The 24,381-nt window shown below is 64.2% G+C and carries 19 protein-coding genes, 3 tRNA genes and 3 pseudogenes; 16 read left to right on the top strand and 9 right to left on the bottom strand.

The annotated features are described in order from the left end of the window. Positions 1–13 precede the first annotated feature (13 nt). Positions 14–850 carry a metallophosphoesterase gene (locus tag BJ994_RS17650; RefSeq protein WP_167995702.1) on the top strand — a complete coding sequence of 279 codons (837 nt, stop codon included), beginning with the start codon at positions 14–16 and terminating at the stop codon, positions 848–850. A gap of 160 nt (positions 851–1,010) precedes the next feature. Next, a complete protein-coding gene (locus BJ994_RS17645) occupies positions 1,011–1,997 on the top strand; it encodes an acetylxylan esterase (RefSeq protein WP_167995701.1) in 987 nt (328 codons plus the stop codon). A 288-nt stretch (positions 1,998–2,285) separates the two neighbouring features. On the opposite strand, the pseudogene BJ994_RS17640 reads toward BJ994_RS17645, so the two are convergent. Then, positions 2,286–3,293: pseudogene (locus BJ994_RS17640) on the bottom strand (IS4 family transposase); the annotation flags it as partial. 381 nt (positions 3,294–3,674) lie between these two features. Here BJ994_RS17640 and BJ994_RS18585 point away from each other — a divergent pair. Continuing rightward, positions 3,675–3,782 (top strand): annotated as a pseudogene (locus tag BJ994_RS18585) (IS1/IS1595 family N-terminal zinc-binding domain-containing protein); the annotation flags it as partial. Positions 3,783–3,844: 62 nt separating this feature from the next. Next, the gene (locus BJ994_RS17635; protein WP_167996092.1) at positions 3,845–4,657 is read left to right on the top strand and encodes a transposase; all 813 of its coding nucleotides are present in this window, start codon (positions 3,845–3,847) and stop codon (positions 4,655–4,657) included. 328 nt (positions 4,658–4,985) lie between these two features. On the opposite strand, the gene BJ994_RS17630 is transcribed toward BJ994_RS17635, so the two are convergent. The 3 genes from BJ994_RS17630 to BJ994_RS17620 all read right to left on the bottom strand — a co-directional run bounded on the left by BJ994_RS17630 (position 4,986) and on the right by BJ994_RS17620 (position 5,326). After that, positions 4,986–5,061 (bottom strand) — tRNA-Phe (locus BJ994_RS17630). Between the two features lie 57 nt (positions 5,062–5,118). Further along, positions 5,119–5,192 (bottom strand) — tRNA-Asp (locus BJ994_RS17625). A 61-nt stretch (positions 5,193–5,253) separates the two neighbouring features. Next, positions 5,254–5,326 (bottom strand) — tRNA-Glu (locus BJ994_RS17620). Between the two features lie 73 nt (positions 5,327–5,399). Here BJ994_RS17620 and BJ994_RS17615 point away from each other — a divergent pair. From BJ994_RS17615 to BJ994_RS18375, 3 genes are all read left to right on the top strand, one after another. Further along, a complete protein-coding gene (locus BJ994_RS17615) occupies positions 5,400–5,813 on the top strand; it encodes a metallopeptidase family protein (RefSeq protein ID WP_167995700.1) in 414 nt (137 codons plus the stop codon). A 39-nt stretch (positions 5,814–5,852) separates the two neighbouring features. After that, positions 5,853–6,773 carry a cation diffusion facilitator family transporter gene (locus BJ994_RS17610; protein ID WP_167995699.1) on the top strand — a complete coding sequence of 307 codons (921 nt, stop codon included), beginning with the start codon at positions 5,853–5,855 and terminating at the stop codon, positions 6,771–6,773. 146 nt (positions 6,774–6,919) lie between these two features. Beyond that, positions 6,920–8,401: a C40 family peptidase gene (locus BJ994_RS18375; protein ID WP_167995698.1), complete on the top strand. Its 1,482-nt coding sequence runs from the start codon at positions 6,920–6,922 to the stop codon at positions 8,399–8,401. Between the two features lie 9 nt (positions 8,402–8,410). Here the strand turns inward: BJ994_RS18375 and BJ994_RS17600 are convergent, their stop codons facing one another. Then, positions 8,411–9,433: a universal stress protein gene (locus BJ994_RS17600; RefSeq protein ID WP_167995697.1), complete on the bottom strand. Its 1,023-nt coding sequence runs from the start codon at positions 9,431–9,433 to the stop codon at positions 8,411–8,413. Between the two features lie 262 nt (positions 9,434–9,695). Here BJ994_RS17600 and BJ994_RS17595 point away from each other — a divergent pair, with 262 nt between their 5' ends. The 7 genes and pseudogenes from BJ994_RS17595 to BJ994_RS18500 all read left to right on the top strand — a co-directional run bounded on the left by BJ994_RS17595 (position 9,696) and on the right by BJ994_RS18500 (position 17,789). After that, positions 9,696–10,379 (top strand): FAD-dependent oxidoreductase, encoded by a 684-nt coding sequence (locus BJ994_RS17595; RefSeq protein WP_342450424.1) that lies wholly within the window; start codon positions 9,696–9,698, stop codon positions 10,377–10,379. A gap of 207 nt (positions 10,380–10,586) precedes the next feature. Then, positions 10,587–11,909: an MFS transporter gene (locus BJ994_RS17590; RefSeq protein ID WP_167995696.1), complete on the top strand. Its 1,323-nt coding sequence runs from the start codon at positions 10,587–10,589 to the stop codon at positions 11,907–11,909. 28 nt (positions 11,910–11,937) lie between these two features. Next, positions 11,938–13,110, top strand: coding sequence for an anhydro-N-acetylmuramic acid kinase (locus BJ994_RS17585; protein WP_167995695.1), 1,173 nt, complete (start codon positions 11,938–11,940; stop codon positions 13,108–13,110). Next, positions 13,107–14,000, top strand: a complete 894-nt coding sequence (locus BJ994_RS17580) for a MurR/RpiR family transcriptional regulator (RefSeq protein ID WP_167995694.1) — start codon at positions 13,107–13,109, stop codon at positions 13,998–14,000. Before BJ994_RS17585 ends, BJ994_RS17580 begins: the two co-directional genes overlap by 4 nt. Further along, positions 13,997–14,908 carry an N-acetylmuramic acid 6-phosphate etherase gene (gene murQ / locus BJ994_RS17575; protein WP_167995693.1) on the top strand — a complete coding sequence of 304 codons (912 nt, stop codon included), beginning with the start codon at positions 13,997–13,999 and terminating at the stop codon, positions 14,906–14,908. Before BJ994_RS17580 ends, murQ begins: the two co-directional genes overlap by 4 nt. Before the next feature lie 5 nt (positions 14,909–14,913). Continuing rightward, a pseudogene (locus BJ994_RS18505) lies at positions 14,914–16,430 on the top strand (FAD-binding oxidoreductase); the annotation flags it as partial. A 9-nt stretch (positions 16,431–16,439) separates the two neighbouring features. Then, positions 16,440–17,789 carry a (Fe-S)-binding protein gene (locus tag BJ994_RS18500; RefSeq protein ID WP_425339411.1) on the top strand — a complete coding sequence of 450 codons (1,350 nt, stop codon included), beginning with the start codon at positions 16,440–16,442 and terminating at the stop codon, positions 17,787–17,789. A gap of 38 nt (positions 17,790–17,827) precedes the next feature. Here BJ994_RS18500 and BJ994_RS17565 read toward each other — a convergent pair whose 3' ends face one another. Then, entirely contained in the window at positions 17,828–18,460 is a 633-nt protein-coding gene (locus BJ994_RS17565; RefSeq protein WP_167995692.1) for a copper resistance protein CopC, read from the bottom strand. Between the two features lie 143 nt (positions 18,461–18,603). On the opposite strand from BJ994_RS17565, the gene BJ994_RS17560 reads away from it, so the two are divergent. Beyond that, a complete protein-coding gene (locus BJ994_RS17560; RefSeq protein WP_167996090.1) occupies positions 18,604–20,034 on the top strand; it encodes an NCS2 family permease in 1,431 nt (476 codons plus the stop codon). A gap of 71 nt (positions 20,035–20,105) precedes the next feature. On the opposite strand, the gene BJ994_RS17555 is transcribed toward BJ994_RS17560, so the two are convergent. Together BJ994_RS17555 and BJ994_RS17550 are read right to left on the bottom strand one after the other, a co-directional pair. Continuing rightward, the gene (locus tag BJ994_RS17555; protein WP_167995691.1) at positions 20,106–20,936 is read right to left on the bottom strand and encodes an SDR family NAD(P)-dependent oxidoreductase; all 831 of its coding nucleotides are present in this window, start codon (positions 20,934–20,936) and stop codon (positions 20,106–20,108) included. Positions 20,937–20,938: 2 nt separating this feature from the next. Then, a complete protein-coding gene (locus BJ994_RS17550) occupies positions 20,939–22,324 on the bottom strand; it encodes an MFS transporter (protein WP_167995690.1) in 1,386 nt (461 codons plus the stop codon). Between the two features lie 144 nt (positions 22,325–22,468). Between BJ994_RS17550 and BJ994_RS17545 the strand changes: the two genes are divergently transcribed. Next, positions 22,469–23,365, top strand: coding sequence for a LysR family transcriptional regulator (locus tag BJ994_RS17545; protein WP_167995689.1), 897 nt, complete (start codon positions 22,469–22,471; stop codon positions 23,363–23,365). 169 nt (positions 23,366–23,534) lie between these two features. Here the strand turns inward: BJ994_RS17545 and BJ994_RS17540 are convergent, their stop codons facing one another. Beyond that, positions 23,535–24,380: a fused MFS/spermidine synthase gene (locus BJ994_RS17540; protein ID WP_167995688.1), complete on the bottom strand. Its 846-nt coding sequence runs from the start codon at positions 24,378–24,380 to the stop codon at positions 23,535–23,537. Position 24,381: the final 1 nt, after the last annotated feature.

The following is a 24,381-nucleotide window of genomic DNA, read 5'->3' as shown; positions in this document are numbered from 1 at the left end:
CACGTCTCCGATGGTGTCGGAGACGTTCCGAATCGTCATCATCGCGGATACCCACCTGAAACTTGATGATGTCCGAGGCGAGGCATTTCGTGGTTACACCCAGCGAATGGCCGAGGCGTATACCTCGGCAAAGCACTACCGCACCAATCAAGTCGCGACGCCCGAAGATGGATTCATCGAGGCTTTGTCCCGTGCAGTCGACGAGAGTGCATCTCTGGTCGCGCTACTGGGTGACATCGTCAGCTTCCCATCGGAAGCCGCGATCGAATGGGCGGCCGCGTGGCTGAATGAGATCGGCATTCCTTGGACTTACACAGCAGGAAATCATGACTGGCACTACGAGGGGATGCCGGGCAGCGACGTTGAACTGCGTGCTCGCTGGATCAAACAAAGACTGATGCCTCTCTATGGGAGTGCCGATCCCATGATGTCAGTGCGCTTGCTAAACGGCGTTCGCTTTGTGACCATCGACGACTCGACCAACGAGATAAGCCCAGATCAACTGGAGTTCTTTCGCGCTCAGGTCGCGACAGGAGCCCCTGTGGTGCTTTTCATTCACATCCCGCTCTTTGCGCCTGGTCGGTCAGTCAAGTTCGGATGCGGGCATCCTGAGTGGGGGACATCGACGGACACCCTATTTACCGTGGAGCAACGCCGCCCATGGCGACGGAGGCACACTCCAACGACGATGGCTTTTCGCCGTGATGTGTTCAGCGCACCGAACGTGCTTGCGGTCTTTGCGGGCCATAATCATGAGGCATCGCTGGACGTAGTAAACGGAGTGCCGCAGTGTGTCGTGGCGCCCAATCTCACCGGCGCACACTTGGTAGTCGAGTTTGCGTCTTCCTGAGCGCCGAGGAACGATTGAGCTCCCGCTCGATCGAACGAGGACCGGCTCGCGCCGATCCACCACGTTGACGTCTGGCTTGTCTTCACCCGAATCCGTAATTTGTAACATTTCCGATACTCCGAGCGCTATTCTTGCTCGATTCAGCACGATGGGACACACGATGCCACAGTTCGACCTTTCTCTCGCCGACCTCGAGTCATACGCTCCTGCGCCGGAGGAACCCCTCGACTTTGACGCGTTTTGGCACGACACGATCGCCGAGTCACGGCGAGCCGCTTTTGCGCCACGATTCGAGCCGTTCGACGAGAGACTCAGTGAGGTCATCGTCGAGGACGTGACGTTCGCAGGCTTCGGCGGTCATCCGATTCGCGGGTGGATGCTTCGCCCCCGGCATGCCAGCGGGCCATTGCCATGCGTCGTGAGTTACCTTGGCCACAGGGCCGGAAGGGGCTTCCCCGTGCAGTCCACCGCGATCCCCGCGGCAGGGTTGGCGCTGTTCATTATGGACAGCCGTGGCCAGGGAAATGCTTTGAGCCCCGGCTCGACAACGGACCCAGCGGGATCACCACCTCGTGTCCCGGGTGTCGTCACCTCAGGAATCGAGGACCCGCGCACGTACTACTATCGACGGCTGTTCACGGATGCGGTTCTGGCTGTAGACGCAGCACGTAGTCATCCGTTCGTCGATCCCACTCGTGTGATCGTCTCCGGCATCAGCCAGGGTGGCGGCATCGCGTTGGCGGTCGCCGCCCTCGCCGATGATCTTGCCGGCGCAGTGATTGATGTCCCATTCCTCAGTCACTTCCGACGCGCGCTGAGGATCACTGACGCGAGTCCCTATAGCCAGATCACCCACTACATGCAGACCGTCCCCGGGGGAGAGGAAGACGTATTTCGGGTGCTGTCGTATTTCGACGGGAGCAATTTCGCTGCGCGAGCCACCGCCCCTGCCTTGTTCTCCGTGGCTCTCGCCGACACTACCTGTCCTCCTTCCACTGTCTACGCCGCGTACAATCGCTACGCCGGACCGAAGGAGATCACTGTGTACCCATACAACGGCCACGAGGGCGGTCAAGGTCACCAGCTCCGTCGACAGCTCGAGTTCTTCGCTGAAGTCATAGACGGTCGCAAAGCAATGCTTCCCTGAACACACGAGCCAGAATCGGTTGACAATCGGAATCAAGCGCCGCTACTGCTCGTTTCCGAAAGCGGATACGCAACTAGCCCCAATACCGTTTAGTTAGTGTTGATGGTGTGGTAGGTGGGTTCATGCTGGGGCTGTGGCCAGTTGGTGTGGCGGGCGCGTTTGACGTGCCACTTGGTGTACTTGCGTTTGATGACGCGGGGTGCTGAGCGGTGGCGTCGGGCAGGGTTCAGTCGGCGGAGTAGCCGGCGCAGGAAATCGAGCCATCCGGGACTGTCGCGGTCGTGCCGGTCAGGGGGGAAAAGCGCCCGGGTGGGCGAGGGTCTGGCGGGTGATCCGGAGTGCGGCGACGAAGCTGACCCGGTCTGGGTCGTGCCCGGAGTGGGTGGCGGCTTGGGCCATCAGGGATCGGATCGCGTAGTGGCAGCACAGGTGGCCCCAGATCTCTTGGAGGACCAGGTCGGGCGACTTGGACCGCAGAACGGTGCGGGGTCCGCGTTGGTGGGTCTTGAGTTCATCGAATGCCAGCTCTATCTCCCACCGCTGGACGTATGCGGCGGCGAGTTCGACCGCGGACGCCTCGTCAGGGTCGAGCAAGGTCGTGAAGAGCCGGTAGGTGTCGGGGTTCTCGCGTCCGTCATCGATGGTGTAGTCGATGACGCGCACACGGAGCGGCTCTGCGCGTCGGGCCGCCGCCGAGTGCGTCTGGCGCAGGTCGGCCAGCCACGACCCGTCGGGTAGATCCGCGACGCGGAACGGCTTCGGCGCGGACTTATCGGTCCGGACCCGCCACAGCAGATCGGCTCCGGTGCCGATCGCCTTGCGCCACAGTGCGTAGGAGAAGAACCCTCGGTCAGCGGTCAGCAGCATCCCCGGCTCCAACTGTTCCACCAGCGGCTCGCTCAGCGTCGCCTCGGATTGTGAGTACGCGCCGATCTCGGCGGCGAAGACCGCGTGCGTTCCGCACTCAGCCAGCGCCACCACGCGGGCCTGCGGGAACGCAGCCTGCTCACCCTTGTTGGCTCCCGGCCGCCCGAAGTGCCCGTCGTTGGCGACCGTGTCGGCCACATCCAGACACATCCCGTCGATCGCTACCAACCGACGCCCGGCCAGCCACACTCCCGGCATGTCCCTACCGCCGAGCGGTTCCGCGACCCGCTCGAACAACGCCTTCAACGGCTCCGACCCCAGCCGCACCCGGGCCTGGAAGATCGCAGACTTGCTCGGCGGGCGGTACTCCTCGGTCCAGCCCGAGGCCCATGAGAGCCCATCAGTCAACTGCGCCAGAACGTCCTCATACAAACGGTATTGGGGCTAAGCGCCGTCACCGACGCGGTCAGCAAGCCATCCCCAACTGAGCTGGCCGAACGCGACTCTCCCACGCCGATGTCTGGCAGAGCTTCGACGCGCCAAGCTTTATAAAAGTGAGCAAGAGCAATTCGAAAGACCTGCACTGACGGCCTATGGCTAATGAAGTAGCCCGCAACGTCTCGTGGGTTCGCGCGTACGCCCTCACGATTTTACCAAGGGAGTACCCAGAGGTACACGTATAACTCGGATGAGCGAGTCTGATGTAAACCAGAAGCGGGGGTAAGCGGCAGAAATGTGTGTATGGGTTGGCGGCGGATGGTTGATCTGACGCCGATGTAAGGGGGTGAACATGCTCTGAGAGCATGTTCAGTGACTCCTGCGCAGAATCAGCCGGCTTGTGGGGTAGGTGGCGCCAAGCTGGTGAAGAACGGCAAAACCAGTGCTGGCCGGACAAGATGGCGATGCAAAGCCTGCGGCTCCTCGGCTACTCAGTCCCGGCCTGATGTAACCCGCAGAAGCCAGCTGGTTTCCTTCCATGCCTGGGGCTGCTGGGCAAGGACAGCCAGAAAGCCGTTGGCGGTGGCACGAGCCGTTCTTTCCGGTCCCGGGTGGCGTGGTGCTGGGATATCGAGGTCCCGCAGCCAGAGTCGACCGGAGAGATCCATCGGCAGATCATCGTTGATGGCACCTACTTCGGCGGATGGTGCGTGCTGATCGCCTTCGACGGTGAACACGTGCTCGGCTGGCAGTGGTGCGATCAGGAGAAGAAGGCCGCATGGGCAGCGCTGCTGGAGCACTGCCCTGCCCCGGATGTAGCGGTCACTGATGGCGGTACCGGCCTGCGAGCCGCCCTGGACCAGCAGTGGCGCAGAACCCGAATCCAGAGGTGCTACTTCCACGTCTACGCCGCGGTAAGGCGCCACACCACCCTGAACCCCACACTCGAAGCCGGCAAAGAGGCCCTAGCCCTGACCAGGGCTTTGATGAAAGTCCAGGACCTCGACGCTGCCGCAGCATGGATGGGCTCTTACGCCTCCTGGGAAGCGAAGTGGAGCGCCTTCCTGAAACAGCGGACCTACGCCAAGGCAGGAACCGAGCGGCCCTCCTGGGCTCAACCGAATCAGCAGTGGTGGTACACCCACATCCGGCTACGCAGAGTCCAAGGCCTCTACCGGCAGCTGCTCCGGGATAAGTCGCTGTTCACCTGGCTCGAGGACACTTTCCAAGAAGACGGCAAGCCCACAGTCGATCGGACCACCTCACGGCTGGAAGGCTGGCCCAACCGGGCAGTCAAAGATCTCCTGCGGCACCACAAAGGACTCAACGGCGCCCACCGCCGTGCGAGCCGTTGACTGGCTACTGAACAGTCTCACCGAACACCCGTACGACCCCTGGACCCTCGCCCAACGACACCAGCGACGAACTCAACCGGCACCGAAACAGAACACCATCCCCGAGGAACCATTAGGCCCCAGACCCACGGCACCGCTACGACCGCAGACCCACGGCACCGCTACGACCGCAGAGGAAGGAATGTAGGCCCGCTCAGGCTGGGCAGGCAGACCCTGACACGCCCGGCCCATACACACATTCCTGCCGCTTACCCAGAAGCGGCGATCGCCCGAAAGCAAAGAAACCCCGCAGTTCCCGTATAAACACTGGGAACTGCGGGGTTCTAGCTGGTGGCTCCGACCGGCGTCGATCCGGTGACCTTTCGATTTTCAGTCGAACGCTCTACCAACTGAGCTACAGAGCCTTGCAACCATCTTACGATGATCACCGTTTGACGCTCGGATCTCTCCGGCCGCCGAAGCGACCCTGACGGGACTTGAACCCGCGACCTCCGCCGTGACAGGGCGGCGCGCTAACCAACTGCGCTACAGGGCCTTGCGATTTTGCAAGAGTTTTATCCTAACAGCACCGTTACGGTGCTTGGACCACTCCTGCGTACCCCCAACGGGATTCGAACCCGTGCCGCCGCCGTGAAAGGGCGGTGTCCTAGGCCGCTAGACGATGGGGGCCAGGACCACACAAGTACTTTACTCCTCGTTGTGGACCTCTAAAACTATAGGGCCTCAGCAACGATTACACAAAATGCGAAGAACCCTCTCAAGGGCGCCCAATAGAGTTTCCTCCGTGCCCATTGAGATGAGCCTTGCGGACTTTGAGTCGGCCGTTGATGATGCCATTGACCAGATCCCGGACAAGCTAGCCCGCGCCATGAACAACGTTGCGATCTTCGTCAAGGAAGAGTACGAGCCGCAACCCGGAGAGGACCCGGAAACCGAACTCCTCGGCCTCTATGAAGGAACCCCGCTCACGGAGCGCGATTCGTGGTGGGACGCCGGCTCCCTGCCCGACCGCATCAGCATTTTCCGGCAGCCGCTGCTCAGGTTATGCGACTCCCGCGAGGAACTGGTCGAGGAAATTCTGGTCACCGTAGTCCATGAAGTCGCGCACCACTTCGGCATCGACGACGAGCGCCTCCACGAACTCGGCTGGGGATAACCCACCGCTTCCGCCGGCTCCTCACTTCATACTTGTTACATGAGCGCACATTCGCACGGGCTGCACCCCGTCACCGCGACCGGGAAGCACCGGAAGAAACTGGTGCTGGTCATGGCGATCACGCTTGCCGTCGTCGTCGTGCAGGTTATCGGCGCGGTGCTCTCCGGGTCGCTCTCCCTGCTTGCCGACGCCGGTCACATGCTCTCGGACGCCGCCGGCGTCTTCATCGCACTGCTGGCAGCGTGGATCGCTTCACGGCCGGCGACGGACCGCAGTACCTATGGCTACCAGCGGGCAGAGGTACTCGCCGCGCTCGCGAATGCGGTACTCCTCATGGTGATCGCGGTGGTGATCACCATTGAAGCGGTTCGGAGGTTCAGCGAGCCCTCTGACGTGCGGACCGACATCATGCTCATTGCTGCAGTGCTTGGCGCGGCAGCGAATCTTGTGTGCCTGCTCATCCTGCACGGCGGCCATAAGGAGAGCCTGAACATCCGTGGCGCATACCTGGAGGTGCTGGGGGATCTGCTGGGCTCGATCGCGGTGATTGTTGCCGCCGTCGTCATCGCCGTCACGGGGTATCAGCAGGCGGATGCGATCGCTTCCGTCCTGATCGCCGTCATGATCGTGCCGCGCGCGTGGAGCCTTCTGCGGGACGTGATCAACGTACTGCTCGAATCGGCACCGAAGGGCGTTGACCCAGCCATGATCCGCGAACACATCCTGCGGGTGGAAGGCGTGGTTGATGCCCATGACATACACGCGTGGACCATCACGTCCGGCGTGCCCGTGTTCTCCGCACACGTGGTGGTGGACGCAGGCGCCCTGAACGCCGAGGGGGTCGACCGGATGCTGGATCGGCTGACCCACTGCCTCAGTAACCATTTCGATACCGAGCACTGCACCTTCCAACTGGAGCCGCTCGAGCACGCCGTCCATGAGAGCCGCCAACACGCCTGAATTCTCACCGGCTCACACGACACACCGTGACGCATGTGCCGAAATAACACTGATGTTGTTTATGGTACTCGTGTGACGAATGTTGCCAAAGTGACATTCGCCCCTCTATTCTCGTGACTGTTTGGTAACTTTCCGAGGATCGAGTCATGGTGCATACCCACCCGAAGCACACCCTGCCATTGCTTGCTGGTGCGCTTGCGTCATCGCTCCTGGCAGCCAGCCTTGTTTCCGCTCCCGCAGTGGCCGCCCCGGACCTGCCCTCCGCCGCCGAAGTTGCGGCTGCCCAGGACAACACCGCCGCCACTGCCGCGCTCGTATCCGACATCGAAGGCATCCTTGAGGGCGCCGCAGCCGAGCTGCAGAACGCACAGGTTGATGCAATGAAGACGCAGGGCGCGTACGTCGACGCCCTTGCCGAACTGGATGAACGCCGCGCTGCGGCGACCCGCCTGCACGCGCACGCGGAGGAGGCCGCTAAAGCCTACGACGCCGCCTCGGCCGAACTCGGCGAACTCGCCGGAGACATCTACCGGGCCGGCGGCATCATGCCGGACACCGCTCTGCTGGCATTCGCCGAGGATCCCGGCCGCATCATGTACCAGGCCTCCACCGTTGAGGGATTGGCAACCTCCCGCACCCGGACCGTGAACGATGCCCAGACGGCAGCCAAAGCGCTGGAGTCACTGCGCGCCGATGCAAAGGAAGCCGAGGAAGCGGCCGCAGCCGCGGCAACAGCAGCCGAGGCAGCAGGACAGGCAACCGAGGCAGCAATGGAGACCGCCGCCGGCCTCGTGGAACGCAAGGAAGCCGAACGTGTTACCCTCGTTGCGCAGCTCGCCACCCTAAGGGACACGACGGCGGCACTCGAGGACCAGCGGATCGCAGGGTTGGAGCAGCAGCGTCGCGAAGCCGAACTCGCCCGCATCCTCGCCGCCTCAGCCGAAGCGGCTACCGAAGTCGAGACGCCAGCGCCGGCAGCGCCATCGTTCGTTCCACCGGCCGAGCCGTCCGAACCCATTGTTCCGCCTGCTCCCGCGCCGCCCGTAGTCACTTCACCGGCACCCGCGCCGGCACCGCGGCCGACGACGCCGGCTCCCCTACCCGAGCCCCCCGCGCCGAATCCTCCGCCAGCGCCGGCACCTGCACCGCCGCCGCCGCCACCCGCGCCAGCACCTCTCCCGCCGCCTACACCAGCGCCAGCACCGGCGCCCGCCCCTCCACCACCGGCCCCGAACCCGCCGACAACAAACCCGGGAGGCGTGGCAGCGGCCGTCAACTATGCGCGTGCGCGCGTTGGAGACCCGTACTACTACGCATGGGGCGGGAACGGCCCGCGTGGTTACGACTGCTCCGGGCTCGTCCAGCAGGCGTTCGCCGCGGGAGGCATCTCGCTTCCGCGCACCGCTTCAGCACAGTTCTACGCTGCCCGCACGCACGTGCCGCTTTCACAGGCGCAGTTCGGCGACCTTGTCTTCTGGGGCGAAGGCGCAGGCATCTGGCACGTTGCCATCTACGTCGGCAACAACACCGTGGTCAACGCACTGAATCCTGACCAGGGGATCCTCGAAGTCAACCTCGCGAACATGAGCGGGATGGGCGCGCTCAACCCGATGGCGGCACGTTTCTAGAGATACGAATCAGCCTGTGGGCCCCACCATGGGTCCAAAGCTTTCGCGATCTTTTAGCCGCGTATCCTCGCGGTCCGGCACCACCAGCACCGGCCCCTTGGCGTGATGGAGAACGCCCTGGCTGGTGGATCCAAGCAGCATTCCAGCGAAGCCGCCACGGCCGCGCGTGCCTACAACTACCAGCTCCGCGGTCCGTGACGCCTCGATCAGTGTCTCTACCGGCGGACCGTCGAGCAGCTCAACGGTGATGTCCACCTCCGGGAAATGGCTCTGCAGCCATGCCTTTCCGGCGTTGAGCTGCACCATGATCTCCGAATGCAGCGCCTCACGGTCAACCGGCGCCGGCATCCAGGCGAGGGACCCGGTGAACGGCGGCAGCGAACACACAACCCGAAGCGGAAGCCCCCTGGTCTGCGCCTGTTCGGCGGCAACCAGCGAGGCCATCCGCGCTTGTTCCGAGCCGTCAACCCCGACGACCACAACCTTCTCGATCTCCTCGGCCCGCGGACACGGCGCCCCCTTGGGCTTAGGCGGTTCCACGCCGGCCTCGTCAAGCCGAGGTGCGCAGTACAGCGGCACGACGACGGTGGGGCACTTCGAATGTGCTGGCAGCGCCGCGCTCACCGAACCGAGCAGGCGGCCCACGAAGCCGCCACGGCCACGGGAGCCAACCACCATGAGCTCCGCTTCCTCGGAGAGCTCCAGCAGCACGCCGGACGCATCCCCTGTCTCAACCCGCGGTATAACCTCGATGTTGTGCCCGGCGATCCTGCTGACCGCTTGATCAAGAACCGCTTGCGCGCCCTCGCGGACCACTGAATCATCAACCGTTGCGTATCCGGCGTCCATGCTCGACGCCGCGAACACGGGAACCGTGTAAGCAGTCACCACATAGAGCGGAGTACGACGGCGTTCGGCCTCCTTGGCCGCCCAAACAAGTGCACACAAACTCTGATCCGAGCCGTCTACACCAACAACAATCCCGTGACCGTTGGAAGGCCCTGACGTGCCCGGCGTGTAAGCCTCACTCATGTTCCGCCTCCTTGCGGTAGAACCGACCGACACCTGTGCTCAGCCTTCAATTATTTGTAGCCTACTCTTCGGTAGGTGGTCTATTCATGGATCGAAAAGTTATGTAGGCTTCGAGAAATCGTTATCGGGCGGAGGGTCTCCCCAGGGGATTCCCGCCCGTTTTCGAGTGCGCTTGGTTGACCCGTTCGCAGCCAAGTGTCCGCACAGCCCGGAAGAGGCGCCGGGCTGTGCGGAATTCTCCTTCCCTCAGGAGGTCTCCCGCGTGATACCGACGCCGACCACGGCCACCGAATCTGTGCTGCCTGCCGCAGCTGAGATGACAACCACGGTGGTGATCGGTTCGGGACTCTCCGGCTTGGCGGTCGCCAGTGAATTGAGTCGTCGCGGGGTTCATTCGATTGTTGTCGAGAGCGCGGAATGCCTGAGTTCCGGCGCGGGCCGCACCGTCATGACGGATTCCGTGTCGCTTTCCGAACGCACCGAACTTCTTCGCCTTCTGCGCTGCTACGCGTCCAGCCATTCGCTCGACATCCGCCAGGAGACCCTTGCGGAGGGCCTGTGCATGGTCGGCTACTCCAATCTCCTTCCGGCTCCCGTGCTCGGGTCGAAGAAATGGGCTGTACAGACCGGGAACGGCGTACTGCTCGCGGACCATGTGGTCCTCACGAAGTATCCCCAGAACCAGCTGCGCAGGTTTGTGCAGTCACTCGGGCTCGCCGTCGGCCGGGACCTCAAGGCGGCACTGCGGGCAATCGGACTCTACCTGATCGGCGTCGGCGAGATGCTCACGCCGACCACGCGCGAGATCGTCCGTCAGGCAAAGGTCATCAGCGACGCGATCGTAGCCAACGGCGCCCTTGCCGCGCAGGTTGTCCAGCCGGTCAAGGCAGCGGTAATGGCATCGTCAGTCACGCGCGCTGCCGCACGTCCGGCAATCAGCGCCTGACCGGCGTCGTTATTTCCTCTCTCTGCCGGCGCCACGCCCCTCCTACGGCCCAATAGCGCACGAAGCGCGCCCATTTGGCGACCACTCCAGCTAGCGGTGGCGATTCACCCCAGTTTGAAAGTTCTTGACAGTTTGAACTGATGTGATGAAACTTATATTCACACGGTCTTCCCCGGGACCATCAGCCAGAACAACTAGGACAATCCAATGAGTACACATACCCCCCTTCGCCAGGCCGGCGCCAAACAGTCGCGGCGAGCGCTCGTGGCCGGATCGGTGGGCAATTTCATTGAGTGGTACGAGTTCGGGATTTATGGGGCATTCGCCACCATCATCTCCGCGAACTTCTTCACCACCGAGGGCGCCTCCGACTTCGAGGGACTCATCAGGACCTACGCGTCCTTCGCGATAGCCTTCTTCTTCCGTCCCGTCGGCGCGGCTTTGTTCGGTCGGATAGGTGACCGGATCGGGCGGCGTCCAACCCTCATCATCGTCCTGCTCCTCATGACCGGTGCAACAACGTTGATCGGTGTACTTCCCACCTACGAGGCGATCGGTATTACCGCACCCATACTCCTCACCCTGGTGCGCATCCTGCAGGGGCTCTCCGCCGGCGGTAAGTTCGGGGGCGCTGTTGCGCTGATGACTGAGTTCGCCCCTCCCGGCAAGCGCGGGCTGTTCGGCTCGTGGCAGTCGTTCACCGTGGCCCTCGGCCTGCTGGCCGGAGCGGGGGTTGCGGCTGTACTCTCATCCGCGCTGAGCCCTGAAGCCCTCACCTCCTGGGGCTGGAGGCTTCCGTTCCTGCTCGCGCTGCCCCTTGGCCTGGTGGCGCTCTACCTTCGCCTGAAGCTCGAAGAGACTCCGAACTTCCAACGCGCCGCCGCGGCCGAGAAAGCAGGTACTCCGGACATCGCGGTAACGCACCCGACCAAGGGCCAAACCGCTGCCGCCATCGCGATTGGCATTGGCCGCCTCATGGGATGGTCAGCCGCCGGCTACACGTTCCTGGTTGTCCTGCCTTCCTACCTGCAAACGAGTCTCGACGCCACCTTCCAGGCCGCGTTGATCGTCACCGTACTTGCCAATGCAGGTTTCGCTGCATCGATCATCCCGAGCGGAATTCTCAGCGATCGGATCGGCCGTCGTCCGGTGATGGTGACCGGTGCCGTGCTCATCGTCCTCTTGGCCCTCCCGCTGCTCAACGTCCTCCAGAATCCGGACAGCTCGCCGTTCCTGATGGGCGCCGGCGTCTTCCTTGCCGGAGCCATCGTGGGAATGATGGCCGGGCCGGGTCCAGCCATGCTCTCGGAAATGTTCCCGACGACCGTCCGTTACACGGGCCTCGGGCTCGCCTATTCGCTGTCCAACGCGGTGTTCTCCGGTTGTGCGGGACTCATCATCACGGCGCTCATCGCCTCCACCGGAAACAATGACATCCCCGCCTACTACGTAATGGTGATCTGCTTCATCAGCGTCTTTGCCCTCGCCTCGCTGCAGCGCAACACCCACAAGGAAGCACTACGGGACTAGATTGCAGTAGAGGAAAGGAATCAGTTCCATGCGAATAGTCGGGCTCATGTCAGGCACTTCCTATGACGCGATCGATGCTGCAGCGGTGGATGTCGTCGTCGACGGAAGTTCCCTGGTGGTAACGCCGCTGGGAATGGTCAGCGAACCCTACAGTGAGGAGTTGCGCGCCGAGCTCGCAGGAGCGCTTCCCCCATCGAAGACGACCATGGAACAGGTCTGCCGGTTGGATACCGGCGTTGGCCAGGCGTTTGCCGGCCTTGCCAAGAGGGCTAACGAGGAGCTGTGCGGCGGGCGGGCCGATTTCATCGCGTCGCACGGCCAGACCGTGTTCCACTGGGTTGAGGAGGGTACTGTTCGGGGCACCCTCCAGCTCGGACAACCGGCTTGGATAGCAGAGGTCACGGGCTGTCCAGTCATCTCCGACTTCCGTTCACGTGATGTTGCCGCGGGCGGGCAGGGAGCCCCGCTTGTGAGTGCATTCGACGTGCTATGGCTCCGCGCCCAAGCAGGCAGACCCGTGGCACTCAACCTCGGGGGTATCGCCAACATCACCGTAGGCGGCGATTCACCTCTGGCCTTCGATACTGGACCTGCCAACGCACTCATGGATGCCGCCGTCGCACACCTGACTGATGGCAGGCAGCAATACGACCACGAGGGCCAGTTGGCGCGTCGGGGGAAGGTTCACCCGGAGCTGTTCGCGCGGTTGCTCGCTGAGCCCTACTATGATCGCCCGGCTCCCAAGACAACCGGCAAGGAACTCTTTCACCTCCCATACCTCCTCGACGCGCTGAAGGGACTCGGGAGCATCAACACCGAGGACGTCATAGCCACACTCAACCGGCTCACCGCGCGCACGGTTGCCGATGCCGTCCGCTCAGTGCAGGGAACGGCAGTAATCGCGTCCGGCGGCGGCACAAAGAACCCGGCACTGATGGACGCCCTTCAGGAGGAGCTGGGAGGTATGGACTTCACGGTGTCCGATCAGCTCGGCGTCCCATCGGATGCCAAGGAAGCGATCGCCTTCGCCGTCCTGGGCTTCCTCTCGGTTCACGGCATTCCCGCCTCGGTTCTCAGCTGCACCGGCGCCCGCCACGCGAGCAGGCTCGGATCAATCACGCCTGGCAGCGGGCCGCTGGTCCTGCCCCAACCCATGGGAAACGCTCCGGAATCCCTACGAATCGGAGGGGCCCGCCAATGACCAGTGAGGCACCGGCAACCGCAGGTCTGGTTGCACGCATCCACACGCTGATCGGAAGCCTCTCGCCTGCAGAAGCGCGGGTGGCCGGACTCATTGCCGAAAATCCTGCCGGGACGTCCCAGCACACCATCGAAGAGTTGGCGCAACAGGCCTCAACCAGCACCGCGACGGTTGTCCGGACGGCGAAGCGCCTCGGCTATCAGGGTTATCCGCAGCTCCGCCTTGCTCTCGCCGCCCAGCCAACCGGCCAGACCCGGGAATCGTCGCTGGCGGCTGACGTCAGGGACGAGGACAACCCCTACACGGTCCTGCAGAAGCTGACGGCGTTCGAGCGCGATGCAATCCGTGCCACCTCGGAACTGGCCGATCCGGCTGTCCTTGACACAGTGGTTGGCCTGCTGACCGGCGCACGCCGGATCGATGTCTACGGCATCGGCGCTTCCGGACTGGTGGCCATGGACCTCTCACAGAAGCTGCAGCGAATCGGGCTCTACTGCATGGCACACACCGAGCACGACGCCGGAATGGTCAGCGCAGTACTGTTGGGGTCCGACGACGTTGCGATCGGCATTTCACACACCGGCACGACTCCCGGAACCCTGCTGCCCCTGCGGCGCGCGAGGAATTCCGGTGCCACAGCTGTGGCCCTGACTGGCGCTAGCGGATCCGCGCTCGCCCAGGACGCCGAACACACCCTGCTCACAGCGGGCAGGGAACTGGGCTTCAGGTCCGCGGCGATGGCTAGCCGCACCAGCCAACTCCTGATCGTCGACTGCCTGTTCGTCGCCGTTGCGCAGAGAACCGCTTCGGCACGGGATGCTCTGATGAAGACACATGACGCCATCAGTTCGGCGGGCGACAGGCGCCAAATGCGAAAGGAAGACCAATGAAGAACCTCGAATCCCTGGGTACTGAGTCCCGCAACCCGAGGACCAGCAACCTCGACAGCATGTCCGTCCCCGAGATCCTCGCGATCATGAACGACGAAGACGCCTCCATTGCAACGGCCGTACGTGATGCACTTCCCCGGATCGCCCAGGCCATCGACCTGATCGTGACCGCGAGGGAACAGGGCGGCCGGTTGATCTATCTGGGCGCCGGCACAAGCGGGCGCCTGGGCGTGCTCGACGCCGTCGAGTGCCCGCCGACGTTCGGTACCTCACCCGACGAGGTCGTCGGTCTCATTGCAGGTGGCGAATCGGCCTTCACCCAGGCCGTCGAGGGTGCGGAGGACAGCGCGACCGCCGGCGAACAGGACCTCCGGGACATCGCGCTCGGCCCCAACGATGTAGTGGTGGGCCTCGCCGCAAGCGGCCGCACGCCCTACGTGATGGGGGCCCTCGATTACGCCCGTACCGTCGGAGCGGCCACCGTGTCAGTGGCGTGCAACGAGGACGCGGAAATCAGCGCCCACGCGGACGTCGCCATTGAGCTTCGGACCGGGCCGGAGGTGCTGACCGGCTCAACCCGGCTCAAAGCCGGAACGGCGCAGAAGCAGGTCTGCAACATGCTTTCGACAGTGAGCATGGTCCGCACCGGGAAGGTGTATGGCAACCTCATGGTGGACATGATGCCGACCAACGCCAAACTGGTTGACCGGGCACAGCGAATTGTAGCCGCGGCAGGCGATACGGACCTCGCCACTGCGGGTCGCGCTTTGGAGGATGCCGACGGACATGCAAAGACCGCCGTCGTCATAATCAAGGCCGGCTGCACAGCCGAAGAGGCCGCTTCGCTGCTCCAGCAGGTGAAGGGCGATGTGCGCAGCGCGCTCAGGCTCAGAGGCGTGGGGCACTGATCGGTGTGGGCATCCTGAAATCAACGCCCGACGCCGGAGCTCTCCCCGGTCTCGACGGCGGGGTTGCCGCGCAACTCCGCGCCGCGTGCGGTGAGGACAGCGTCCAGTTGCGCAGCATCGACCGGCTTGCCGTGGCCCACGATGCCTCGCACTACCTCTTGGTTCCGCAGGCGGTGGTGACCCCCAGGACAGCGAATGACGTCGCTTCGGTGTTCACAGTGGCGGGCCGCGCCGGGATCCCGGTCACACTGAGGAGCGGTGGCACAAGCCTGTCCGGCCAGGCCGTGGGAGCTGGCCTGCTGGTTGACGTGCGCCGCCATTTCAGGCGGGTTGAAGTGCTCGACGGCGGAAGCCGGGTCCGCGCGGGATCGGGCGCCACCATCCGCCAGATCAACGCGCGCCTTGCGCCGCACGGGCGCGCACTCGGCCCCGATCCCGCGAGCGAGATTGCGTGCACGATGGGCGGGGTAATCGCGAACAACTCCAGTGGAATGGCGTGCGGCACCGGTAATACCTCCTACCAGACCATCGAGTCCATGACACTGGTACTCGCCTCCGGGACAGTGATTGACACCGGCGCCGCGGATGCCCTGGAGGTTCTCTCGCAGAAGGAACCGTCTCTGGTCGAAGGACTGGTGAACCTGCGTCGGAAGATTCAGGACAGCCCGGATTTCCGCGCGGAGATCGCCCGTCAGTTCTCCATGAAGAACACCATGGGGTATTCGATCAATGCCTTCACCGATTTTGATTCACCCGTGGATATCCTCACGCACTTGATCGTTGGCAGCGAGGGGACCCTGGGTTTCGTTTCCGACGTGGTTCTGCGGACCGTCGATGTCCAGCCCTTCGCCGCAACCGGATTGGCTGTCTTCCCACGCATCGCCGACGCAACCGACGCACTGCCCGCGCTGATCAACTCCGGTGCGCGGACCGTCGAGTTGCTCGACGCCGCAGCCTTGAAGGTGGCGCAGCAACTCCCCCAAGCGGAAGCGTCGCTACGGAACCTGCTGATTGGCGAACATACGGCTCTGCTCATCGAGTACCAGGGCGCCTCCCCGGAGGAGACCACCGAACGGATCAGCGCCGCGGAGAAACTGCTCTCATCGCTGTCGCTCTCCGCTCCCGTTGAACTGACGACGGATCCGGCGCGGCGGCGGGCTTATGGACCATCCGCAAAGGGCTCTACACCGCTGTTGCCGGAGCCCGCGCATCGGGCACCACCGCGTTGCTCGAGGACATTGTGGTCCCAATGCCAAAGCTAACGGAGACGGTGAGATCACTCATCAGCCTCTTTGGACGGTATGGGTACACCGAAGCAGTGGTCTTCGGCCATGCCAAGGACGCCAACCTGCATTTCATGATCACACCCAGGCTGGACGACGACGGCGAGCTGGACCGCTACGAGCGTTTCACTGAAGATCTCGTTGACCTCGTGCTGGGCAACGGCGGATCGCTGAAGGCTGAGCACGGGACCGGCCGCATCATGGCGCCCTATGTGCGCCGCCAGTTCGGGGACGGCCTGTATGAGGTTATGCGGGAAGTCAAGCGACTGTTCGACGCGACGGGATTGCTCAATCCCGGCGTCCTCCTCGACGACGATCCCCGCGGGCACATGCACCACCTGAAGTCCGCCCCAACGGTGGATGCGGAGGTGGACCGGTGCGTGGAGTGCGGCTACTGCGAGACCGTCTGTCCCAGCCGCGATCTAACGACGACGCCGCGCCAACGCATTGTCCTGCGGCGGGAGATGGCCCTTGCCCCGCCCGCCCTGAAGGCGGAGTTGGAACGTGACTACGGTTATGAGGCGATTGACACCTGCGCAGCTGATGGACTGTGTGCGGTCGCCTGTCCTGTGGACATTGACACGGGCTCGCTGATGAAGAGACTGCGGGCAGAACGCCTACCTTCAGCCGCGCAGACCGCGGGCACGTTTGCGGCTTCGCATTGGGGAGGAGTAGCTGCAGCGGCCCGAGCAGGCTTGGGTGTTGCTGCGGCTCTCCCGGCTCCCGTTACATTTGCCGTCTCGAAACTGGGCAGGAAAATCCTCGGAGAAGACGTGGTCCCGTTGGCCGGTGCCGACTTGCCCGGTCCGGCGGTGCGGTTACGTTCGCAGACTGAGCTCTCGAGGGACCGGCCGGCCGGCACTGAGTACGCGGGCGTGCTCTTCGCATCCTGCATCGGCGGGATGTTCGGTGCCTCCCCGAATTCGACCGCGTCCGGGGTTGCACCCGCACTGATGGAACTCGCTTCCAAGGCTGGGGTGCCGCTTCAACTCGCAAGCGGAGCGGGCAACCTTTGCTGCGGCACCCCCTGGCAGTCGAAGGGACTTGTCGATGGATACCGGAAGATGGGCAACGCCGTCGTCGAATCCCTCTGGGAAGACACGCGCGGCGGGCAGCTGCCGGTTGTTGTTGACGCGTCCTCCTGCACTCATGGGCTCCTCGGGTTGGCCGACGTCCTGACGGCAGAGAACCGCCGACGCTTTGCCGACCTCAACGTGGTTGATGCCGTCACTTTCGCGCGTACCACCATTCTGGGGAGGCTTGAACCGGCTCCGGCCAAGATTTCCAGGCTGGCGGTCCACCCCACGTGTTCGGCCGTCCACCTCGGAATCGTGGAGGACCTGGTGGCCGTTTCGGAGGCCGCGGCGGATACGGTGCACGTACCGGCGGACTGGGGCTGCTGCGGCTTCGCCGGGGACCGCGGCCTGCTGCATCCGGAACTGACGGCTTCAGCCACCGCCGTCGAAGCCGGACAGGTGGCTTCGCTGGACGCCGACGCCTTCGCCTCCTGCAACCGCACGTGTGAGATGGGAATGAGCCGGGCAACCGGAGAGGATTACCGGCACGTCATCGAGATCCTGGCCGAGAGGCACGCCTAAGCAGTGCCCCGCAGTGGTAAATCTCTTGCGATCGGTGCCTAGCCGGCGTCGTTGTTTCCCTGCTTCAGCCGGCGGCGTGCGCCGAGCGCAAGGACCACCGCGAGTGCAATCAGCACCGCGACCATGAGGATAACGCCCCAGGATACGCCCGAGTCCGCTGCCGGCTCCTCGTCGATGGCTTCGGGTTCCCCGGTCTCGATGGGCCCGGCCGTACCCGCTGATGCGTTGGGGGTCTCCGAAGCGGTCCCGCCACCGGAAGCGGTGAACTCGAACGTGCCCTCGATGGGGTGCGAGTCCGAGGAAACCACACGCCAGTTCACCGTGTAGGTGCCCGCAGGAGCACCGGCGCCGATGGCCTGCGTGGCAACGGTGTCTGTGATCGAGACGTCTCCCTCTGCCCAGTTCTCACCGGACTCGTCCAGCACCTGCACCTCGGAGCCGATGGTCGCCGGAACGTTGGTAAAGGTCAGCTCGATGGCCTCGGGGACGGTCTCCAGTGTGGCACCCGGTTCCGGGTTCGACGACGCCAGCTCATCGTGCGCTGAAGCCGCGGTTGCCGAGCTGAACACCAGCGCGAACGCAACCAGCAGCACACCGGCAAGGAGCGCTGCGACGCGCGAAATCGAACGAATACCGGGCAACACCGTAACGGCAGCGGAAGCAGACTTCATGACTCCAAGGGTACGGGAGGCGCCTGACAGGTTCCTGAAGCGCGGGTTGGATAGACTTTTGCCGCAACTCCCTCCCACCGCAAGGATGGCCTGTGCCTGCACCGCGCACCAAAACCCAGCGCCCCAAACCTCAGCGCACCGCGATGGACCGCTACTTCGAAGTGACCGCCCGCGGCTCGACCTACTCCCGGGAGATCCGTGGCGGTATCGCCACGTTCTTCGCCATGAGCTACATCGTGGTCCTCAACCCGCTGATCCTTGCGGGCGCCGATTCATCGGGCGGTGAGCTGGGCTTCGAGCGGGTTGCCGCCGTGACCGCACTGGTCGCAGGCATCCTGACCATCCTCATGGGCGCGTGGGCCAAGTATCCGTTCGCGCTGGCGACAGGACTCGGCGTCAACGCGTTCGTTGCGATCACCGTTGCCACCAATCCCGAACTGACCTGGCCGGACATCATGGGTCTTGTGGTCCTGGCCGGCCTCACCATGCTCGTGCTCGTCCTGACCGGCTTCCGGACGGCGGTATTCAACGCGGTGCCGGAGAGCCTGAAGACGGCGATCGTCGTCGGAATCGGCCTGTTCATCGCGTTGATCGGGCTGGTGAATGCGGGCTTCGTCCGCCGGATCCCGGACTCCGCGCAGACCACCGTTCCGGTGGGGCTCGGCTTCGAGGGAGTTCTCCTCGGGTGGCCCACCCTCGTGTTCGTCTTCGGTCTGATCCTCACGATCGCACTGGTGGTGCGGAAGGTGCGCGGCGGCATCCTCATCGGCGTCATCGCGTCCACCCTCCTCGCCGTTCTCATCGAGGCTGTGGCGAACGTGGGGCCGAGTGTTGGACCGGAAGGCGCCAACCCGCAGGGCTGGTCGCTGGTGGTGCCCGAGCTCCCGGAGGGTTCCTGGGTAGGCCTGCCGGACCTAAGCCTGATCGGAAACGTGAGTGTGTTCGGCGCGTTCGGGAGCCTCGGCGCAACCGCCGCCCTCCTATTGACCTTCACCATCCTCCTCAGCATCTTCTTCGACGCAATGGGCACCATGGTGGGCCTCGCCAATGAGGCGAAGCTCGTGGACAAACACGGCAACATTCCCGGCGTGAACCGGGTGCTTATTGTCGATGCGCTGGGCGCGGTGGCAGGCGGTACGGGGTCCGTCTCCTCGAACCAGATCTACGTCGAGTCCGGCGCAGGTATCGGTGAGGGAGCCCGCACAGGCATCGCGAATATCGTCACGGGCACACTGTTCCTCCTGGCCATGTTCATCACCCCGCTGATCTCCCTGGTGCCGTTCGAGGCTGTGGCGCCTGCCCTCGTCGTCGTCGGCTTCATGATGGTTTCGCAGGTGGGCCGGATTGACTGGCAGGACTGGGGAGTCGCAATTCCGGCGTTCCTGACCTTCGCGCTCATGCCGTTCACGTACTCGATCGCGAACGGGCTGGGGGCAGGATTCATCGCCTACGTCCTCGTGCGTACGTTCCAGGGCCGGGCCAAGGAGATCCATCCGCTCATGTGGGCGGTTGCCGGAGCGTTTGTGCTGTTCTTCGGAATCGGGCCGCTCGAGCAACTCCTCGGCGTCGGCTGACTGCGCGTCGAGCGGCCAGCAATAACGCTTTTTCGCCCGGAAGCACGCTATTTCTGGCCGCTCGATGGGGTTCAGCGGGCTGACCAACCGCCGTCCATCGCGTACGACGCACCGGTGACCATGCCCGCCTGCTCCGAGGCCAGCCATCCCACGAGCGAGGCGACCTCCGACGGCTCCACCAGGCGCTTCACAGCGCTCTCGGTGAGCATGATCCTCTCCAGCACCTCGCCCTCGCTGATCCCGTGCACGCGCGCCTGGTCCGCAACCTGATTCTCAACCAGCGGCGTCCGCACATAGCCCGGGTTCACGCAGTTGCTGGTCACCCCGTGCGGCCCGCCCTCCAGCGCCGCGACCTTCGAGAGCCCCTCCAGCCCATGCTTCGCCGACACGTACGCCGCCTTGAACGCGGACGCCCGCAAACCATGCACTGAAGACACGTTGATGATCCGCCCGAACTTCTTCCGGTACATCGACGGCAGCACCGCCCGCATCAGCAGGAACGGCACCTCGAGCATGAGGGTATGGATGCGCCGGAAGTCAGCGGGATCGAACTCCTCAATAGGGCTGAGAACCTGGATGCCGGCGTTGTTGACCAGGATGTCGGCCTCCAGCGCCAGATCCTCAAGCTCGCCCGTCTCCAGCAGGTCCACAGCCCAGACCTCGCCGTCCACCTCCTTGGCGAGGACGCCCGCACCCTCCGCATCACGATCCACGACGACGACGAACGCCCCCTGCGCGGCCAACTCCCGGACACACGCCGCGCCGATACCGCTCGCACCGCCTGTAACAATCGCCCGGCGGCCCGCGAGGGGACCAGCGCCCGCGAGGGGACCAGCGCCCGGCGGCGCGGACGCGCCGGGACGCGTGCCGCCGTCGTCGTCGTTCTCCTGTACTGCAGCCATGCTCAGCGTCCCGTGCCGGCCGGGATTCCGTGGCGTTCGGCGTCGGCGGCGTCGATATCGCGCAGTGAGACGCCGCGGGTTTCACGCAGCGTTACGACGGCGATCGCCGTCACCACACAGGCTCCGAGGACGTACAGTGCAACGCCGAACCAGGAGCCGGTTGCCTGCAGGATGGCGACGGCGATGATCGGCGCCAGCGACCCCGCGAAGATCGAGGTAACCTGGTAGCCCAGCGAGACGCCCGAGTAGCGCATGCGGGTGGGGAACATTTCGGCCATGATCGCCGGCTGGCCCGCGTACATCAGTGCGTGGAAGCACAGGCCGATGGTGACCGCGAGGATGATGACCACGGGGTTCAGCGTGTCGAACATCGGGAAGGCGAAGAACGCCCACGATGCGCACAGCACCGCACCCGCGAGGTAAACGGGCTTGCGACCGAAACGGTCCGAGAGGCGGCCGACCTGCGGGATCACAAAGAAGTGCACCACGTGGGCGATCAGCAGGGCGAGGAGTAGCTGGCTGGTGTCGTACTGGTGGACCTGGACCAGGTAGACGATCGTGAAGCTCACGATGATGTAGTAGATGATGTTCTCCGCGAACCGCAGTCCCATGGCGCCGAGGATGCCGCGCGGGTACCGCTTCACCACCTCGAAGACGCCGTAGCTGACGGCCTTCTCGCGCTCCACCTGTTCGCGCGCTTCCACGAAGATGGGCGCTTCGGTCACGTGGGTGCGGATGTAGTAGCCGATGATGACGACGACGGCGGAGAGCCAGAACGCCACACGCCAGCCCCAGCTCTGGAAGTCGGCGGCCGAGAGGATGGTCGACATGGTGAGCAGTACGGCCGTGGCCAGCAGGTTGCCGATCGGGACGGCCGCCTGGGGCCAGCTGGACCAGAAGCCGCGGGAGCTGTTGGGGCTGTGTTCGGCGACCAGAAGCACGGCGCCACCCCACTCGCCGCCGAGTGCGAAGCCCTGGATGAAGCGCAGCAGCACCAGGAGCGCCGGTGCCCAGTAACCGATCAGGTCATAGCCGGGCAGGCAACCCATGAGGAACGTTGCGACGCCCACGAGAATGATGGTCACCTGCAGCGTGTGCTTGCGGCCGAGCTTGTCGCCGATCTGGCCGAAGAAAATGCCGCCGAGCGGACGCGCGATGAAGCCGACCGCGTAGGTGAGGAACGCGTTGATGATGTTGTCGAGCGCCGTGTTGCTGTCGGGGAAGAAGAACTCGCCGAAGATCAGGGTGGCTGCGGTGGCGTAGAGGAAGAACTCATACCACTCGACGACGGTCCCCACCATTGATGCCGCGACGATTTTCTTCAGGCCGGTTGGTTCCTTGGTGCTGCCACCGGAGTCCGGTTGGGACGAACGCGAACTGACGCTCATGTACTGCTCCTTCTGTGTCGGCTCTGACACTTTGATCTCGGCTTGTGACCGTTGTCATATTCTCTGGGCCTCACTGAGTATCCCTGCACAGTTTGGTGTACTTCAATGACCAGATGCGCAGTGCAGATCTGCAAAGATGCAGATATGCCAGTCCATCCCAATGATCTGCTGATTCTCCTCGCCGTTGCGCGCACCGGCCGCTTCACGTCCGCGGCGGAGAGCCTCGACCTGAACCACACCACAGTCTCGCGGAGGATCTCCGCGCTCGAGCGCTCCCTCGGCGGCCACGTCCTCGTCCGTGCCAGCGGCGGTTGGGAGCTGACCGACCTCGGCGCCCGCGCGGTAGCCGCGGCCGAGGAGGTGGACCGCGCCCTCAGCACGCTCGAAAAGAACGACGACGGCGCAAGGCGGCTTTCCGGCGTCGTACGCATGAGTGCCACTGACGGTTTCAGCGCCTATATCGCGGCACCGGCTTTCGCCCGGCTGCGGCGGAATCATCCCCGGCTCAGCGTCGAGATTGTCGCGGCGACCCGTCGTGCATCGCAGACGCGCAGCGGGCTGGACCTCGAGGTGGTGGTGGGCAGGCCGCAGGTGCACCGGGCCGAGGCAATCCGGCTGGGCGAGTACATGCTCGGGTTGTATGCGTCGCGCGATTACCTGGCCGAGTACGGGACACCGTCCACCATCGAGGAGGTCCTGGAGCATCCGCTGGTGTACTTCATCGATTCGATGCTGCAGGTGGACAGCCTGGATGCCCCGCGGCGGCTGCTTCCGACCATGAAGGATTCACTCAGCTCGACCAATGTGTTCGTACACGTGGAGGCGACGCGCGCCGGGGCGGGGATCGGGCTGCTGCCGTGCTTCATGGCTAACCTTCACGGTGACCTCGTGCGGCTCCTGCCCGAAGAGGTGGCTGAGCGGCTGGGGTACTGGCTCGTCGCGCGTCCGGATTCACTGCGGCAACCGGCGGTGGCCGCCGTCGTCGGGGTGTTGCGTGAGGCGACGGACGCGTTCGAGGACCGGTTGCTGGGGCGGGTGTGACCATCGGCCTCCCCGCAAACCAACCGCCGTGTCCCGCGTCGGCTGAAGGGGACCGACATGCCTCCTGGATGCTTGCCTGCGGTGCAGGCAATGCATGCAACGAGTGCACCGCAGGCGAATCTCCGGAAGACACATGGTGTTTCTATGTAGGCCGATCTGCGGCCGCACCTCAGGTGGACTGATCGTGGAGCACCGGCGCGCCGCTGATGAAGCGCGTGACCTGCTCCCCGTGCCACAGATGTGCGAGCACTCCGCCGCCGAGCAGCTCGCGGGCTAACCCGGGCTCCTCGCCCAGCGGGGCGTCGCTGCCCGCGATGATCACGTTGCCGTAGCGCCTTCCTTTCAGCATGGCGGGATCTGCGATTATCACGGTGTTCGTGAAGGCCGTGGCTATAGTGGCTGCCTCCCGCCGGGCCATCGCGAGATCCGGTGAGTCACCGCAGTTGACCACGTAGACGCCCGCGGCATCCATCACCCGCTTGGCGTGCTGAACGAACTCGAAAGTGGTGAGCGGGCGCGGAGTGCGGCTGCCGGCGAAGACGTCACGGATGATGAGGTCGCGGCTGTTGTCGCTGAGCGATTCCGTCACAGCGCGGGCCTCCCCTACCCGAATACGCAGGAGCGGGGCACGCGGCAAGTCGAACCACTCCCGCACCAGGGTGGCCAGCTTGCCGTCGAGTTCCACCACCACCTGCCGCGCGTCAGGAAAGGTGGCGGCGAAGCTTCGGGCCAGCGAACATGCGCCCCCGCCGAGGTGGAGCACACGCAAACGCTGTGTGACCGGCCACTGAGCGGTTGTGAGCGAACTGATCCACCGCATGTACTCGAAATCGAGCCGGGCGGGATCGGTGAGGTCAATGTGGGAGCTTGGCACGCCGTTGACGTGCAGCACCCACCCGTTGGGGTTGAAGCGGTCGGGCACCAGTTCGCAGGTGCCCGTATCGATGGTGTGGATCCCGGGTGCCGGACCGCCTTCCGACTCCCCCGGCGGCTTTCGATCCCGTTGACGTCCCACT

It is taken from the genome of Arthrobacter pigmenti, from assembly GCF_011927905.1.
GTDB lineage: Bacteria > Actinomycetota > Actinomycetes > Actinomycetales > Micrococcaceae > Arthrobacter_D > Arthrobacter_D pigmenti.
Note: the sequence above shows the minus strand (reverse complement) of the source record. Positions and strands in the feature narration are given on the sequence as shown.